The sequence below is a fragment of the Bartonella massiliensis genome (assembly GCF_902150025.1).
Lineage (GTDB): Bacteria > Pseudomonadota > Alphaproteobacteria > Rhizobiales > Rhizobiaceae > Bartonella > Bartonella massiliensis.
The window spans coordinates 77,373-93,602 of sequence record NZ_CABFVS010000001.1 but is presented as its reverse complement, the minus strand read 5'-3'; the positions used below and the strand labels follow the sequence as shown (position 1 = coordinate 93,602).

At 36.7% G+C, this 16,230-nt stretch carries 12 protein-coding genes and 1 pseudogene; 9 read left to right on the top strand and 4 right to left on the bottom strand.

Annotated elements, in window-relative coordinates:
* Positions 1-186 precede the first annotated feature (186 nt).
* The 8 genes from FNZ60_RS00365 (at position 187) to FNZ60_RS00330 (ending at position 9,149) form a co-directional block, all read left to right on the top strand.
* Complete coding sequence (locus FNZ60_RS00365) at positions 187-1,959, top strand: SLC13 family permease (RefSeq protein WP_142415799.1); 1,773 nt, start codon at positions 187-189, stop codon at positions 1,957-1,959.
* 573 nt (positions 1,960-2,532) lie between these two features.
* Positions 2,533-3,204: a DUF2659 family protein gene (locus FNZ60_RS00360; RefSeq protein WP_142415798.1), complete on the top strand. Its 672-nt coding sequence runs from the start codon at positions 2,533-2,535 to the stop codon at positions 3,202-3,204.
* Positions 3,205-3,208: 4 nt separating this feature from the next.
* Positions 3,209-4,630 (top strand): ribosome biogenesis GTPase Der, encoded by a 1,422-nt coding sequence (gene der / locus FNZ60_RS00355; protein WP_142415797.1) that lies wholly within the window; start codon positions 3,209-3,211, stop codon positions 4,628-4,630.
* A gap of 1,836 nt (positions 4,631-6,466) precedes the next feature.
* On the top strand, positions 6,467-6,901 hold the full coding sequence (locus tag FNZ60_RS00350) for an AtpZ/AtpI family protein (RefSeq protein WP_142415796.1): 435 nt from the start codon (positions 6,467-6,469) through the stop codon (positions 6,899-6,901).
* A gap of 7 nt (positions 6,902-6,908) precedes the next feature.
* Complete coding sequence (locus FNZ60_RS00345) at positions 6,909-7,667, top strand: F0F1 ATP synthase subunit A (protein ID WP_142415810.1); 759 nt, start codon at positions 6,909-6,911, stop codon at positions 7,665-7,667.
* Between the two features lie 54 nt (positions 7,668-7,721).
* A complete protein-coding gene (locus FNZ60_RS00340; protein ID WP_005773968.1) occupies positions 7,722-7,952 on the top strand; it encodes a F0F1 ATP synthase subunit C in 231 nt (76 codons plus the stop codon).
* A 124-nt stretch (positions 7,953-8,076) separates the two neighbouring features.
* Positions 8,077-8,643 (top strand): F0F1 ATP synthase subunit B, encoded by a 567-nt coding sequence (locus FNZ60_RS00335; protein ID WP_142415795.1) that lies wholly within the window; start codon positions 8,077-8,079, stop codon positions 8,641-8,643.
* Between the two features lie 11 nt (positions 8,644-8,654).
* Complete coding sequence (locus FNZ60_RS00330; protein ID WP_142415794.1) at positions 8,655-9,149, top strand: F0F1 ATP synthase subunit B; 495 nt, start codon at positions 8,655-8,657, stop codon at positions 9,147-9,149.
* A 616-nt stretch (positions 9,150-9,765) separates the two neighbouring features.
* Here the strand turns inward: FNZ60_RS00330 and FNZ60_RS00325 are convergent.
* Positions 9,766-10,194, bottom strand: a pseudogene (locus FNZ60_RS00325) (DALR anticodon-binding domain-containing protein); the annotation flags it as partial.
* 298 nt (positions 10,195-10,492) lie between these two features.
* On the opposite strand from FNZ60_RS00325, the gene FNZ60_RS00320 reads away from it, so the two are divergent.
* Positions 10,493-10,687, top strand: a complete 195-nt coding sequence (locus FNZ60_RS00320; protein WP_142415793.1) for a hypothetical protein — start codon at positions 10,493-10,495, stop codon at positions 10,685-10,687.
* Positions 10,688-11,243: 556 nt separating this feature from the next.
* Here FNZ60_RS00320 and glyS read toward each other — a convergent pair.
* The 3 genes from glyS to FNZ60_RS00305 all read right to left on the bottom strand — a co-directional run bounded on the left by glyS (position 11,244) and on the right by FNZ60_RS00305 (position 16,202).
* Positions 11,244-13,466 (bottom strand): glycine--tRNA ligase subunit beta, encoded by a 2,223-nt coding sequence (gene glyS / locus FNZ60_RS00315; protein ID WP_142415792.1) that lies wholly within the window; start codon positions 13,464-13,466, stop codon positions 11,244-11,246.
* Entirely contained in the window at positions 13,466-14,407 is a 942-nt protein-coding gene (locus tag FNZ60_RS00310) for a glycine--tRNA ligase subunit alpha (protein WP_142415791.1), read from the bottom strand. The genes glyS and FNZ60_RS00310 overlap by 1 nt, the downstream gene beginning before the upstream one ends.
* A 100-nt stretch (positions 14,408-14,507) precedes the next feature.
* On the bottom strand, positions 14,508-16,202 hold the full coding sequence (locus FNZ60_RS00305; protein WP_142415790.1) for a tetratricopeptide repeat protein: 1,695 nt from the start codon (positions 16,200-16,202) through the stop codon (positions 14,508-14,510).
* Positions 16,203-16,230 lie beyond the last annotated feature (28 nt).

The following is a 16,230-nucleotide window of genomic DNA, read 5'->3' as shown; positions in this document are numbered from 1 at the left end:
AAGTATGCATAATAAATACGCATAATAAAAGAGAGGTGAATTTATGCACAGTATATTTTTTATCACTTTAAATTATCCTAAAATATTCTTATGTCTGTTTTTATCTTGCTGCTGTTTATAGGAATATTTAAAACATATAAAGATATGTTTTTGTTCATGATAATTTAATGGGGAGAGCTAAGTGTTATGACAGAAAATCAAATAATGGCCTTTTTGGTCATTGGTCTCATGATGGTTGTTTTTATTTGGGATCGATTTCGTTATGATCTTGTTGCTATTTGTACATTATTAACAGCGTGTGCTCTTGGTCTTGTCAGTCCGAAGGAAGCTTTTAGCGGGTTTAGTAATGATATTGTTATTATTGTGGGGAGTGTATTTGTTGTCAGTACGGCTGTATCACGCTCTGGTATCATGGAATTTGTTATTCAACGGATATGGCCAGATGTAAAATCGGTGCGTCTTCAATTAGCTTTTTTGGTTCTTTCTGTTGTCGTATTATCAATGTTTGTTAAAAACATTGGTGCTTTGGCGATTATGCTTCCAATCGCCTTTCAATTTGCGCGTCGTTCTCAAGTTTCTCCTTCTGTCTTTTTGATGCCCATGGCCTTTGGTTCTTTGTTAGGGGGACTCATGACACAGATAGGAACCTCGCCCAATGTTGTTATTTCAGCGATGCAAGAACGTTTAGCCGGAACACCTTTTACGATGTTTGATTTTACACCAGTTGGTGCGGTTGTTGCGACGGTTGGTGTCTTATATTTGGTCGTTTTTTATTGGCTTTTGCCTGTACGTGTGCGTTCAGGGGGATCATTTGATGACGCCATTGATATTCGTAATTATGTTGCAGAAGTGCATATTCCAATAAATTCACCGATTGTGGGGAAAAGTGTTGTTGATTTGGTTAAGCCATCAAGTGGTGATGTTATGGTAATTCAAATCATTAGAAACAAAGTATCGATTTCACCATTGCCAGATTTTGTCTTGTCTGAAAACGATATTGTTTTGCTGGAAGGATCGCACACAGGAATAGATAGTGTGATGAACTCTGCACGTTTAGAGTTTTCTAAGGAGAAAACGCTTTCTACACGTGATAAGGACAGTGATATTGATATTATTGAAGCGGTCATCACGCATAACTCGCCTCTTATTGGTATTAGTGCGAAAGAGTTTTCTTTATTTGATCACTATAATGTCAATTTACTTGCGCTAAGTCGTCAACATGAAAGGGTGCGAGGAAGACTTAATGATATTATCTTCCATCTTGGGGATGTGATTGTTTTGCAAGGACAAGATGTGGTTATTCCAAATTTATTAAGAGAATTGAAATGTTTGCCCCTAGCAAAACGAAATATTGTGTTTGGAAATTTACGATATGGTCTTATATCTTTAGCGATTTTATTTGTAGCCATTATTTTTACAGCTTTTCATATTGTTCCAGTTGCTTTTTCTTTTTTTTCTGCAGCCGCTGCAATGGTTATTTTTCGCGTTTTGCCTGCGCGTGATCTTTATCAGGCATTAGATGGTCCAATATTAGTCCTATTAGCAGCTCTTATTCCGGTGAGTGAAGCGTTAGAGAAAACAGGATGTACGGATCTCATTGGTCAATGGCTGAGCCAACTAGCAATATTTTTCCCGCCATCTGGTGCTCTAGCACTGATGTTGGTAACCGCTATGTTGGTTACACCATTTTTGAATAATGCGGCAACAGTGATGATGGTCGCCCCCATCGCATCAAGTTTTGCTCATTCTCTTCATTATAAGCCTGAAGCTTTTTTGATGGCGGTTGCCATTGGTGCGGGGTGTGAGTTTCTTACACCTATTGGACATCAAAGCAATATGCTCGTGATGGCGCCAGGAGGCTATCGTTTTAGTGATTATCCGCGTTTGGGGGCTCCATTGGCGGTGTTGATCGTTATTGTTGCTGTTCCCATGCTTATGTGGGTTTGGCCATTACAATAGGATATTTTTTAAATCTTTAAGGATTGATGACAAAAAGTTTTTAATCGTATGAAGATTAAGTTGAAGGGATATACTTTGAGTAAAAAAAATCTTGAAGCTTGGGGAATGTACTTTTGATAACGCTTCAGTATTTTTTCTACTTGGTGACAATTTGTTTATTTGATTTTAGGCAGAGACGTTTAGCTTTATTTTTTTGTAAAGATTGCGCATGTTGAATACAATTCTAAAGCCGAAGATAAGCTATCAGTTTTTTTTAAGGACTTTAAAAAATTGTCTTTCGTATACATTAAATTAGGAAAGAAGGGTTAACATTATCAAAAAGCATGTTAGAGACATTCAGTTCGTGATCTTTTTTATAAGGCATCAAGAGATGTAAAAGCAGTAATGCAAATCAAAAGGGCTTTTACATCGTTTTTGATTAAGATAGTTGCAAAAATATAATCAATTTTGTTACATGCTGATTTGAAGTAAATAAACGAACAATTTAGAGATTTTTCGTCAATTTAGGGCTACCATCTTTGTCCATTTATGCGTAAAAGTGTAGAAAGTAAACTTTTTTACAAGGTATATTATATGTCGTATGATAGTTTTATTGCTGAAGTTAATGCTGAATTTCGTCAGGAAAAGGCGCTTGCTTTTTGGAAACGTTATGGTTTTTCAATTATTGGGGCGGTTATTCTTTTCATACTCATGATAATTATTTATCAAATTTATCATCATACGCAAATAAAGAAAGCCAGCCATGTTGGTGATACATTTGTAAAAAGCCTTAATTTTGCCGATACACGTCATTTTGATAAAGCGATAAAGCAATTGGAGAGTGTTAAAGACTCTAATTTTGGGGGGTATCCTTTTCTTGCCCGCTTGCGGGAGGCTTCTTTACGTATGGAGCAAGGTGATTTTATCAAGTCAGTGGAGATCTTTGATTCTGTTGCAGGAGATGAGAAAGCACCGCAGATTTTGCGGAAAGTTGCAAAAATTCGAGCTGCCTATATTTTAGTTGATACAGGAACCTTGGATGATGTCAAAAAGCGTGTCAAAGATATGGCAAGTGATATTGATCCTATGCGTCTATCTGCGAGGGAAGCTTTAGGCTTAGCTGCTTATAAAGCAGGGAAGATTGATGAGGCCGTTGATTATTTCCAGAAAATTTCTAACGACGGTGCAATGGGATCAAAAATAACAGATCGGGCTCGAATGATGCTTGAGCTTATGCAAGCTGAGGGCAAGGCAAATAAGGAATAAATTGATGAGCCTTACCATTGCTATCGTTGGTCGTCCCAATGTTGGGAAATCAACACTTTTTAATCGTTTGGTTGGGCAAAAATTGGCTTTGGTTGATGATAAGCCGGGTGTAACACGTGATCGGCGTATTCATGCGGCAAAACTTCAAGACCTACGTTTTGATGTGATTGATACGGCTGGGTTGGAAGAAGCAGGGGATCATACACTTGAGGGGCGTATGCGTTCTCATACAAAAGCGGCAATTGATGAAGCGGATCTTATTTTATTCGTATTTGATGCAAAGAGCGGAATAACACCGAGTGATTTAAACTTTGCTTCATTGGTTCGCAAATCAGGAAAGTCGATTGTTCTCGTTGCCAACAAATCTGAGTCAAAAGCGGCAACAGGGGGAGAATATGAGGCATGGTCATTAGGTTTGGGGGAGCCGTGCCCAATATCGGCAGAACATGGTTTGGGACTTAGCGATCTTCGTGATGCCATTATAGATGCTGTTGGGTCAAAGCGCGCTTTTGGCAACAACAAAGAAGAAGAGATGATACAGACAGCATCTAGTGGTGATGACATCAATTCTTCGAAAGAAGAAGGGCTTATTTACGATGAAAGTAAGCCCATTCGGATTGCCATTGCGGGGCGGCCCAATACAGGGAAATCAACCCTTATTAATAGCATGTTGAAGCAAGAACGGTTGTTAACGGGACCAGAAGCAGGGTTGACACGTGATTCTATTTCTGTCGATTGGGAATGGCGTGGTCGTCATATTAAACTTTTTGATACTGCGGGTTTGCGTCGAAAATCGAAAATTCAAGAAAAATTAGAAAAGCTATCGGTCGCTGATACTTTGCGTGCTATTCGTTTTGCAGAAGTGGTGGTTATTGTTTTTGATGCAACAATACCTTTTGAAAAGCAGGATTTACAAATTGTTGATCTTGTGATTCGTGAAGGGCGTGTTCCAGTTATTGCTTTCAATAAGTGGGATCTTATTGAAAATAGTCAGGCCACATTGATTGATTTGCATGAGAAATGTGCGCGATTTCTTCCTCAAGTTCGTGGTTTGAGGGCAGTTCCTTTATCAGGGCAATATGGTCAAGGGATTGATAAGCTCATGGAAAATGTCATGATGATGCACCGTGTATGGAATCGCCGCATTTCTACGGCTAAATTGAACCAATGGCTTGAAGCTGTTGTGGCACATCATCCACCACCTGCAGTTTCAGGGCGTCGACTTAAGGTTAAATATATCTCACAGGTAAAAACACGTCCTCCTGGATTTATGATTTCTTGCTCACGACCCCAAGTTATGCCACAGTCGTATTTGCGTTATCTTGTCAATGAATTACGTGATACATTTGATATGCTTGGCATCCCAATTCGCTTATCATTACGAACCTCTGATAATCCTTTTGCGACACGTTCTAAAAAGAAATGATATCTCTTTATTTTAGAGTGAATGAAATCTACAGAACTTTTAAAATAAGTTTTTTCATGATGATAATGTTCTAAATATCAAAAATAAAATGATAACTTGCAACAGACAATTGCCTTCATTTTTATAAAAGAAAAAATTTTTATTCGCTAAAGTCTTGATTTATCGGGTTATTGAATAGAATTTTCTCATTTTTATTATCTTTTGATAAAGATTCTTTGCTTTCATGTTATGAGATGAATTTAATCGGGGTATTTTAGAAAAAAAAGAGCACACAGTTCTTTTAAGGATTATTTTAATGCAAAAACAGAAGCGCTATGAGGAGAAGAGAATACAATGGGATGCTCGTTTGAAAAGAAAATTTAAATGCTCTTTTCATGAAAAATAAAGGGTATTCATAAGCGCTTGTGCTTGCGATGGTTTATTCTAAATAAAATAGTAAAAATATCTGCTGAATTGAGCGATGTTCAATTGTAAAGGGTAAGATTCAAAAAATGGATTAAAATTGTATAAGGCGGTAGAGTGGTCATATTCAAGTTTTATTGTATTCTATTTAAAATTTTAAATTTATTCTATCTTGTACTTAAAGAAATCTCTTTATTCTTCTAAGCCCATTTCACGGTGGTGTCTGTAAATAGCTATAATGTAAAATAGTTTGCGAATGGCATCCTATACAACCCATTGAGCATTTTCATTTAAACAAAAAGTGCAAGTTTATTTGAAAAAAAGCATAAGCTCATGCTTTCATATTATTTTTCAGCTTTCAGTGTTATATCAATTTTATTTTTATCAATCTTCTTTTTGAAAGAAAATATAAAAGGTCGTTTTTTCAATTTTAAGCACGCATCACCCCTTCTTGTGATATGCAAAAAACAGCTTGGATTATTTCGATACGAATACGCAAGAATATCTTATCAGAGTTCTTATTCAAGCCGAATAATTATAAATTACTATTATAAATCAATGTGTTGCATAAAAAGTATAAGAATTCCATTGGCATCCATTTTTTTAACGCATAATGGATAAAGCTTACATCATTGATTCACAACCAGTGAATATGTATTTAGTATGTTACCAAGAATAACACTTCAGTTATATTTATTAACTTTTATCAAAGTGTTACACGATATACTTTATATGTTTTGTGTAAATGAATTTATATATTCAGAATATTGCAGTGACATGAGACATAAATATAATTTTGATGGAAAGCAAGACAGCATTATATTCGTTTGTAAAATAAAATGATTTATGGCCAAGTCTGTAAATTTTTAGTGTTATAAATTTTATAATCCTTTGATTTATGATCATAAATCATCATTTTTTTATCTAAAATTAATAATGCCAAATATCGTACGCCTTTTTATATTTCAAACATGTCCATATTGAATGAATTAAAGCTATTTTCTTGTACATCACAAGTAGGGTTGATGTGTGCGTAAAAACGATGAAAGAAAAGAAATACCTTTTATGCTTTTTTCAAGATGAGAGCTGTTGCAACATTGCAAGTTAGCAAAGTGTACAATGATGTTGGCTTGTCTTTTATATTGAGTATAAAGATGTATATTGAGTATGATGGTGAATTTATGAGTTTTATATGTTTCACGGAATTTTATGTGTTCTCAGGGGATACTGTAAAATCAATTTAGGGACTTTAAGACATATCGTTGGTAAAAAAGCATATGAATTAAAAGATACGTCAATTTATGTGATAAAATTTATACGATAAATTGGTGATAGATTTCTTTTAGTGTCTTGACGAATAAATTCGAGAACAATATGATGCACACGGTTTTATGAGATGCATTTTTGCTTTGCTTTTTGATTAGGGAGCCAATAATGGCTATGGGCGAAAAATCCCTTACAAGCCGCAGAGAGGCTGAAGAGAAAAAGCAAGGAGAGTGTTTCCATTCAGAGGATTTGGAATGTCGTAGTAAGAACTTAAGCGCGGCTTTAGTGCGCAAACAAGCATTAAAGGAGCGCGAGCATAAGGATAGGCAGGAAAAATCACAAGGAAGAATGGCGGATGCAATTAAGCTTTCCAGTGAGTTTCTGGCAAGTGTTATTGTTGGTGTTGTTTTGGGGGTGGGATTTGATAAGTTAGCAGGTTCATGGCCTTGGGGATTGGTGTTTTTTCTCTTCCTTGGATTTGCTGCTGGTGTATTGAGTATTCTTCGGTCTGTGGGGACTATTTCCTCCAGTCAATTAGGGCAAAAAGGCGTATTGCGCCAAGATAAACAAAATAAAGGGGCCAATGAGAGGTCCGATAAATGAGGTTGAAGTGACGGCGCACGCTCCAGATCCTATTCATCAGTTTGAAGTTTCACGGCTGATTAAGATTTCCATAGGAAATATGGATTTATCGTTTACAAATGTATCGTTGTTTACAGTCATTACAGTTGTTATAACTTCTATTTTTCTCTTCCTTTCATCATCAAGTCGTGGATTGGTTCCAACGCGCATACAATCTCTTTCAGAAATGGCCTATGAGTTTGTAGCATCGACTTTGCGCGAATCATCCGGCGCGCAGGGAATGCAGTTTTTCCCTTTAGTTTTTTCTCTGTTTACTTTTATTTTGGTTGCTAACTTTATTGGTCTTTTCCCCTATTTTTATACGGTGACTTCACAGATCATGATCACGTTTTCGTTGGCAATGGTGGTTATTTTGACTGTGATTGGTTATGGTTTTTATAAGCATGGGGTTAGTTTTTTGAAACTGTTCGTTCCCAGTGGGGTTCCAGTGGTGGTTTTGCCTCTCGTAACAATGATTGAGATTATCTCTTTTCTTTCACGCCCCGTCAGTCTTTCGCTTCGTCTTTTTGCGAATATGCTTGCTGGTCATATTACGCTCAAAGTATTTTCGGGGTTTGTGGTTTCAATGATTGGGGTGGGAATCGTAGGTGTTGGCGGTTCGGTTTTGCCCCTTATTATGACTGTAGCGATTACGGCTCTTGAGTTTTTGGTTGCATTTCTTCAGGCTTATGTCTTTACAGTTTTAACATGTATGTATCTTAATGATGCAATTCATCCAGGACATTAATAGAATTGGCGGGTTTCCGTCGGATAGTGCAATTTCACTTTAAAGGAGAATAATATGGAAATGGTGCTTGCAGCAAAATATATTGGAGCTGGTCTTGCTTGCTTTGGTATGGCTGGAACGGCTTTAGGGCTTGGTAATATTTTTGGAAGCTATCTTTCTGGGGCGTTACGTAATCCATCAGCAGCAGATAGTCAGTTTGGACGTCTCGTCTTTGGTTTTGCTGTGACAGAAGCTTTGGGTATTTTTTCATTGCTCATTGCTTTATTGCTTCTTTTTGGGGTCTGATCGTTATCGAAAGGGTATGTTTGTTCTCGCTTATGAGGAAAGATTTACCCTTTTAGCTCTCAAGCTGAGAAATGTGATTGATCATCAGTTATAGAGGGTTAAGTTATTGAAAGGATGAAAGAAGATGTTCGTTTCCAGCGCTTATGCACAGAATACTGAAATGTCGATGGGACATATCAGACAAGTGGCAGAACATGCAAATCGTGTGTTTCCGCCTTTTGATTTTGTTCATTTTAGTTCGCATTTTTTCTGGTTGGCAATTTCTTTCGGACTTTTTTATCTGTTTATCTCTCGTGTGATTGCGCCGCGTATTGGTGGTGTTATTGAAACACGTCGAGATCGAATTGCATCTGATTTAGATCAGGCAATGCGCATGAAGCAGGAAGCAGATACTGTTGTTGAAACTTATGAGCGTGAATTAGCACAAGCGCATTTAAAAGCTCATACGATAGCACAGGCAGCTGGTGAAGAATTAAAACAAAAGGCAGAGCTTGAACGAAAGGAAATTGAGGAGAGTTTAGAAAAAAAACTTGCAGATGCTGAAAAACAGATAGCAGAAATTCGGGATAAAGCGATGCAAAATGTTGGTTCTATCGCTGAGGAAGTCGCTCTTGAAATTGTGAAAAAATTGATTGATGTTGATATCAGTAAAGAGGCCGTTTGTTCAGTTGTTAAAGCTGCGGATTATTGAGGAAGACAAAGATGAGTGATACTTTTTGGGCTTTTGTTGGGTTAGTTCTTTTTTTGGCTCTTTTAGTCTATTTCCAAATTCCACAGAAAATTATACACCATCTTGATGCACGCGCGAAGCGTATCAAAGATGAGCTCGATGAGGCTCTGCGTCTTCGCGAAGAGGCACAGGAAATATTAGCTGAATATCAACGTAAGCATGCAGAAGCAGAAAAAGATGCACAAGAAATTATCGCAGCAGCAAAACATGAGGTTGAATCTGTTATTGCTGAGGCGCGTAAAAAAGCAGAAGAATATGTAAAAAACCGCAATAAAGTGGCAGAGCAAAAAATCGCTCAAGCAGAAGCGGATGCAATACGCATGGTTTCTACATCGGCTATCGATTTGGCAATTTCTACGGCACATATCCTTATTGCAAAGGAATTAGATTCTAACAGGGAAGATGGACTCGTTAAAGAAGCTCTTTCGAAAGAGTTATTGAGCAAAATGAAAACACATCTTAATTAATGGTATTTTAGAGATAAAAACTGTTTCTTGAGGTTTATAGTTTTTTCAATATTAAATGTTTAATCTATTATGTTGTGATGCGAGTTCTTGAGTTGGTTACGCATTGACTTTAGAGAGCCGTATTCTCTAGCTGAAATTCGTCTTTTAATTCTATTTATAAAAATTATTAAGGCAGTCTTATTGTCTTTGTTTTTATGAAGCAATAAGCAAGCACTGTGATTATGTTATCAGTTAAGATATTGTGACGATTTTTATATTGAGCAATTGCTTTTATGTTTAGCAGTTTTATGGAAAACGCCTCTTTTATTTTTCGAGAGATCTTTTTATCTGTTGTTAATTCCTCTTATGAAGACGGTTAGATTCATGAGGGGAGAGTTTTAGGTAAGAAAATTTAATTCTATATTCTCATTGAAATATTGAATATGAGAAAGCGATAAGGGACTTAACACGACGTGCAACCCATAAAAAATCATCAGAACTCTTGTTTAAAACGGCTTCAAGACTATCATAACGAGTCCCTTCTTCTTTGAGAGCTTTCATATTGATTTTTTTGTTGTACGAAAAAATTGGTTGCCAACTGAAATAGTGGCATAAGATTGATTTTCCAATCCTTCGAAAGGACAAGTTTTGAGAAATCTGCAACTGCTTGTGTAAGTGTGTAAGTACGTTTGAGAAGAGCAAGACGGTTAGCGCGCACATCAGGATTTTTATCGTTCACCAATACCTTTTCAAAAAATAGATCAATCCATTTTCCAAGTGGTGCTAGAAGATCGAGTCCAATGATAAATTTGTTGCATTGATAGCGTCAAGAATCTTATTTTCGATCTCACAGATTGCATGAGAGAGCTGCTTTTCTTTTTTTCTCAACAAAGAGCTCAGGATTAATTTCATTCGCTATTACGGTGCTTTTTTGAAATTCATTTTCAAGAATATTGGCTGTATGTTTTACAGGGGCTACAAAGCTCATGCCGTTATGGGTATTGATAAAAGCGATAAGCTGATGATTATAAATCAATAAAAATTTGTTTTTTGATGATTTAATCAATCATTACAAAGTATCATTTACACTTGAGAGTCTACAATTTTTAAAAGTTACCTCAAAATTCACAGAGAAATGTTTTTAAGTGGAAGCATGCTTTTTATAAAAACAGGTAATATACCATACAACATATTGATTTATAAGGATAATTTTGTGTTATTTAATTTGAGTTGAGAACTCTGAATATCATAAGATTTTTTCATTTCAAATCTGTTCTATGTTGAATCGAGCAAAATCATTTTCTTGTACGTGACAAGTGGGAATGGTTTGTGGGCAAACATTGTAAAAGAAAGGATTATCTCTTATGATTTGTCTCAAGTTTCTAAAGGTTATCGGCATTGGGATTGGGCAAAAGTGTGTGACAGTACTCGCGCGCTTTTTTTATAAGTGTAAAGATGGTGGTACTCAATGGCTTGATCATGATATCATTCCTAGACTCCATCGCGAAAAAGGCTCGGCTTTCTTTAAGAAATATTTCTTAAAGAAAGCCAATGAATAAGCTATCCAATAGCGTTTTGTTTTACACAATACCTATGTTGCTACACATTGATGCGTTTGTTTTGAAGAGACAGTTCTTAGGCATATATTCTTTCTTCATTTTAAGACGATATTTGTGAAGAGTAGCAGCCTTTTCGTAAAATGTATAAAATCTACTTGGCATGAGAATTTTTTTGTTTAATAAAAGTGAAAATCAATAGCACCTATGCTATTTGATCCATTCTCTTAATTTTGCAACAGTACTTGGCACTGTTCATGAAGAACACTTTTACTCTTTTCTTCAATATTTTATCCACACACGAATTCCCCGTATGGTGTGCAGAGGAGTATTTTAAATTGATTCAATTAAAAGAAGAGGGGACTTATGATGAGAAAAATTGACGATATTTAGTGTTTATTATTCAATATAAAGTACCATTGACGATAAAAAATTTTACTTCTTTTTAAAGTAAGAGCAAATTTCATGGGGAAGTTCTTTATAATATTTTGAAATATTCATAAATACAAAGAAACAATTTATCTTTATTATTTTTATCCGTTAATAGAAGATTTTTGTTTTAAAGGACAAGTTTTGAGAAATCTGCAACCGCTTGTGTAAGTGTGTAAGTACGTTTGAGAAGAGCAAGACGGTTAGCGCGCACATTAGGATTTTTATCGTTCACCAATACCTTTTCAAAAAATAGATTAATCCATTTTCCAAGTGGTGCTAGAATATCGAGTACCAATGATAAATTTGTTGCATTGATAGCGTCAAGAATCTTGTTTTCTATTTCACAGATTGCATGATAGAGCTGCTTTTCTTCTTTCTCAACAAAGAGCTCAGGATTAATTTCATTTACTATTATTGTGCTTTTTTGAAGTTCATTTTCAAGAATATTGGTTGTACGTTTTACAGAGGCGACAAAGCTCATTCCGTCATGAGTATTGATAAAAGCGATAAGGGATTCAACACGACGTGCAACCCATAAAAAATCATCAGAATCTTTGTTTAAAACGGCTTCAAGAGCATCATAACGAGCCCCTTCCTCTTTGAGATAGATTTTCAAACGGTCATGAAAAAAGAACAACAGATCTGATAAAATATACGCTGTGTTTTCTGGAAGCAGATTCTGCAATTGTCGCTTTTCGCTTTGAGAGATCTCATATTGATTTTTTTGTTGTACGAAAAGATTGGTTGCCAACTGAAACAGTGGCATAAGGTTGATTTTCCAATCCTGCGAAAGGACAAGCCTAATAATTCCTAAGGCTGCTCGTCTTAACGCATAGGGATCTTTTGAGCCTGTTGGTTTTTCATTAATGAGCCAAAAGCCAACCAGCATGTCAATTTTGTCGGCGAGCATAACGGTTATAGCAAGAGGTTCTTGCGGAAGATGATCTGTTGGTCCTTGAGGTTTATAATGCTCTTTAATGGCTTCAGCTACGCGAGGATCTTCCCCTTGAAGAAGGGCATATTTTTGCCCCATTATCCCTTGTAGTTCAGGAAATTCTCCGACAATTTCTGTTTGCAAATCAGCTTTTGCAAGGATTGCTGCACGTTTCGCTAAAAGAGGATCTGCTTGTATCAAAGGGGCAATTTTTTGTGTGAGTTGAGCAATTCGTTCTACTCTTTCACCTTGCGTTCCTAATTTGGCATGAAAAGTTACATTCAAATGATCAAGTCGCGCTATTCTTTGATCGAGAGGTTTCTTTATATCAAGATCAAATTTTTTTATAGAAGATTCTAAATGTTGAATATCAGGTAAATCACGCTGATCTGTTTGCCAAAAATAGAGTGCATCAGAAAGACGGGCATGGACAACCTTACTATTTCCTTTTGAAATTTCTTTGCCTTCATCATTTGCAAGAATATTAGAAACGAGAATAAAATGATGAGAAAGTTTTACTTTTTCTCCTTGTTTACGGGTGACAAAACATTTTTGATTGGCTCGAATAGTCAAGCGAATAATTTCTGGAGGAATATCAAGAAATGATTTTTCAAAATCACCCATAAGGATAACAGGCCACTCAACAAGACCAGCAACTTCTTCGAGGAGAGCATCGTCTTGAACCAGTTCTAAACCGTTTGCAAAGCAAAGATTTTGGGCATCTGCTAAAATAATATTCTTTCGTCTTTCAGCATCCAAAATGACTTTATGGGTTTCAAGTTGCGTCACATAATCATCAAAGCGGCGTACTTGAAATGGCTTTCCATCACTTAAGAAACGATGACCATAAGTGAGATTATTACTTTTTAGAGAACCAATTGTAAACGGAATAACATGCGTTTCACCAATTTCTGGTCCGAAAATGCAAAGAATGTTTTGTAAAGGCCGAATCCACTTTAAAGCACCACTTTTTGCCGAATCTTTTCCCCAACGCATAGATTTTGGCCACGGAAAGTTGCGGATAATATTCGGTAAAATATCAGCAATAATTTCTTCTGCTGTTCTGCCTTTTTTTACAATTTTAGCAATATAAAAATCACCTTTTTTATCATCATGTCCAATATGGGCTTCAGAAATATCGTTAAGCCCCGTCGCACGCAGAAAACCATCAATCGCCTGCTGTGGTGACTTTGTAGAGGGACCTTTACGTTCTTCATGGATATCTTTTGAGCGTATAGAAAGTCCGCGTATGTCTAATGTTAGCCGACGAGGTGTCCAATATTCTCGAGCCGCTTTATAGGTCAACCCAGCATCTATAAGTTGATCTGTAACTGCTTTTTTAAGATCAGCAGCCGCTTTTCGTTGCATACGTGCAGGGATTTCTTCACTGAAAAGTTCAAGAAGAAGATCAGACATTAGGCTTCTCCAGTGTATATTTGTCCAGCTTCTGTGAGTAAGAAGGCTTCCCCACAACGGCGCGCGAGATCACGAACACGAAGAATGTAATTTTGTCGTTCGGTTACAGAAATAACACCACGTGCTTGCAAAAGATTAAAGATATGGCTTGCTTTAATACATTGATCATAGGCAGGAAAAACACAGCGATGGAATGTACCTTCTTTATCGGGGCTTCCCGCATCAAGAAGTGCATCGCATTCGCGCTCGGCATCGATAAAATGCTGGTGGAGGAGTTTGGTATCAGCAAATTCGAAGTTATAATATGAGTATTCCTGTTCTGCTTGTAGAAAAATATCTCTATAACTTATTTTGTTTTCTTCTTCCAAACCATTAAAGTTCAGATCATAGACATTATCAACCTCTTGAATATACATCGCTAGACGCTCAAGACCATAGGTGATCTCTCCTGAAACCGGGGCGCACTCAATGCCGCAAACTTGCTGAAAATAAGTAAATTGAGAAATTTCCATTCCATCACACCAGCATTCCCACCCTAACCCCCAAGCACCAAGGGTTGGACTTTCCCAATCATCTTCAACAAAGCGAATATCATGCAATTTTGTATCAAGCCCGATAGCTTGTAGCGATTTGATATAAAGCTCTTGTAAATTAGGCGGAGAAGGTTTGAGAAGCACTTGGAATTGATAATAGTGTTGTAAACGATTTGGATTTTTACCATATCGGCCATCTGTTGGACGTCGAGAGGGTTGAACATAAGCAACATTCCAAGGCCGTGGACCTAGAGAGCGTAGTATGGTTGCTGGATGAAAAGTTCCAGCGCCGACTTCCATATCATAAGGTTGCAAAATCGCACATCCATAGTGGGCCCAATAATTTTGCAAGGTTAAAATTAGTCCCTGAAAAGAACGTTTGGGGTCAAGGTGTTCAGGCAGTTTCACGCTTTATACTCTTTAAATATTGAACAATATAGATAGCAACCAAAGAAACCTTAGCTTCTATGACATCTATTATTTTATGTGGTTTACGGTTAAGCATCATTTATTGCAAACCAAATTTCAATTTTTCTTGAATTTGTTTAGCATTTTCTGGTTTTCCATCAATGGCGTGGTTCCATTGAAATATGGCTTCCCGTTTACGTCCAACTTTCCAATAGGCATCCCCTAAATGATCATTCAATGTTGGGTCTTCTGGTTGTAGTCTGACAGCTTTTTCTAATATTTGCACTGCTTTGTTATAGTCTTTTAATTTATAATAAGCCCATCCTAAAGAATCGAGGATATGACTATTATGAGCTTGCAAAGTAGAAGCTTTTTGCAGCATATGTAGCGATTCTTCAAGCTTCTCACCTCTCTCTACAAGGGAATAGGCTAAATAATTAAGAACTTGCGGCTGGTTTGGAAAAAAATCAAGGGCTTTTCGCAAGTCAATTTCTGCTTTTGGCCACTGTTTTAAACGTTCAAAAGCAATACCACGTTGATAAAAAAGTTTCCAATCGTCCTGCTGAAAGTTTTTTATTTGGGCAATCGCATAGTCTAGAGTTTTCGTGGCTTCCAGAAAATTATTGTTCTGCATATAAAAAGCAACGAGTGTTATCAAAATGCTACGATCATTGGGAAACTTTTTATTTAACAATATGAGTAACTTTATTGCTTCTTTATAATTGTTGTTATTGGCAAGAAGAAATGCAAGATGAAGTTGTCCATCTTTATAATAAGGAGATTTAGGGGATAAAGCGCGATAAAGCTTAATGGCTTGCTGAGAATCATCTAATTTAGCAGAAATGTGTGCGAGCTGAAAGAGTGTTGCGTCATTTTGAGGGTATAAGGTGAAAGATAATTGTTTTAAAATACGTGCAATCCGCCCTGAGTTTTTGTAGTTGAGAGCTGTTCCAAAATTATACAATACCTCGGCTACTCCTTGCTGAGGTGTTTTTATCAACCTTTCTAAAAAAACATTTTTTTCAATTTTTTCTCGAAGGTTTGTGAAGACTTCTCGAGTTGACAACATTTGTTCACCATGCTGGATTGTCTGAAGAGCTTGGTTGCGCATATTATGGCGGAATTGGAATGAGGCATAGGCTGTAATAATACGTTCATAGGTATTTGGAGCAATAAGAGTTCCTTGTTTGTTACTCAGTGCTTTAATGAAATATTTTTTTGCATCTTGTGGTCGTTCTGCAAGATCGCTCATAAGTGCTAGATGATAAGATATAAAAAGCTCATACCAGACAGGACCTTTGAGCTTTTTAAGAGTAGCGATTGCTTGAGATTTTTGTCCAGATCCAAAAGTAATCCAAGCATCGATGAGTTCAGGTATTGGGTTATTGGCTGTAGGAGGTTCTTTTAATTGCAGGAGAAGCTTGGCATTCTTATAATCTTTTTTGATGAGACTTTCTATTGACAATGTTAAGGAAACAAAGGGCGTTATAACATCTTGCTTTTTGAGCTTTTGGGCTTGTTGTACAGCTTCTTTAAAATCTCCCACCGAGAGCATAGCTTCAAGGAGTTCTTTTTGTGTTTCAATGTTATCAGGTTGATAGACGAGTGCCTGTTTAAAATAATCGATAGCAAGATCTATTTTATTTTCATGATTTGCAACCCTTCCAGCGAGATATGCACCTGTAAAAGAGGTTGTATGAATCGCGGTGCTTATTTTACTGTAGGTAGGGGATGGCATCAGCATGATACCCACGATAAAGAGGGTAAAAAGTCGGACTACCGTTACAGAGCACATGGAGTTAATCCTTTTCAAGATAATCAAT

Excerpts from the sequence above, each read along its gene's own strand:
- FNZ60_RS00365 (WP_142415799.1), top strand. The coding sequence starts at position 187 with ATGACAGAAAATCAAATAATGGCCTTTTTGGTCATTGGTCTCATGATG.
- FNZ60_RS00360 (WP_142415798.1), top strand. The coding sequence starts at position 2,533 with ATGTCGTATGATAGTTTTATTGCTGAAGTTAATGCTGAATTTCGTCAG.
- der (WP_142415797.1), top strand. The coding sequence starts at position 3,209 with ATGAGCCTTACCATTGCTATCGTTGGTCGTCCCAATGTTGGGAAATCA.
- FNZ60_RS00350 (WP_142415796.1), top strand. The coding sequence starts at position 6,467 with ATGGCTATGGGCGAAAAATCCCTTACAAGCCGCAGAGAGGCTGAAGAG.
- FNZ60_RS00340 (WP_005773968.1), top strand. The coding sequence starts at position 7,722 with ATGGAAATGGTGCTTGCAGCAAAATATATTGGAGCTGGTCTTGCTTGC.
- FNZ60_RS00335 (WP_142415795.1), top strand. The coding sequence starts at position 8,077 with ATGTTCGTTTCCAGCGCTTATGCACAGAATACTGAAATGTCGATGGGA.
- FNZ60_RS00330 (WP_142415794.1), top strand. The coding sequence starts at position 8,655 with ATGAGTGATACTTTTTGGGCTTTTGTTGGGTTAGTTCTTTTTTTGGCT.
- FNZ60_RS00320 (WP_142415793.1), top strand. The coding sequence starts at position 10,493 with ATGATTTGTCTCAAGTTTCTAAAGGTTATCGGCATTGGGATTGGGCAA.
- glyS (WP_142415792.1), bottom strand. The coding sequence starts at position 13,466 with ATGTCTGATCTTCTTCTTGAACTTTTCAGTGAAGAAATCCCTGCACGT.
- FNZ60_RS00305 (WP_142415790.1), bottom strand. The coding sequence starts at position 16,202 with ATGTGCTCTGTAACGGTAGTCCGACTTTTTACCCTCTTTATCGTGGGT.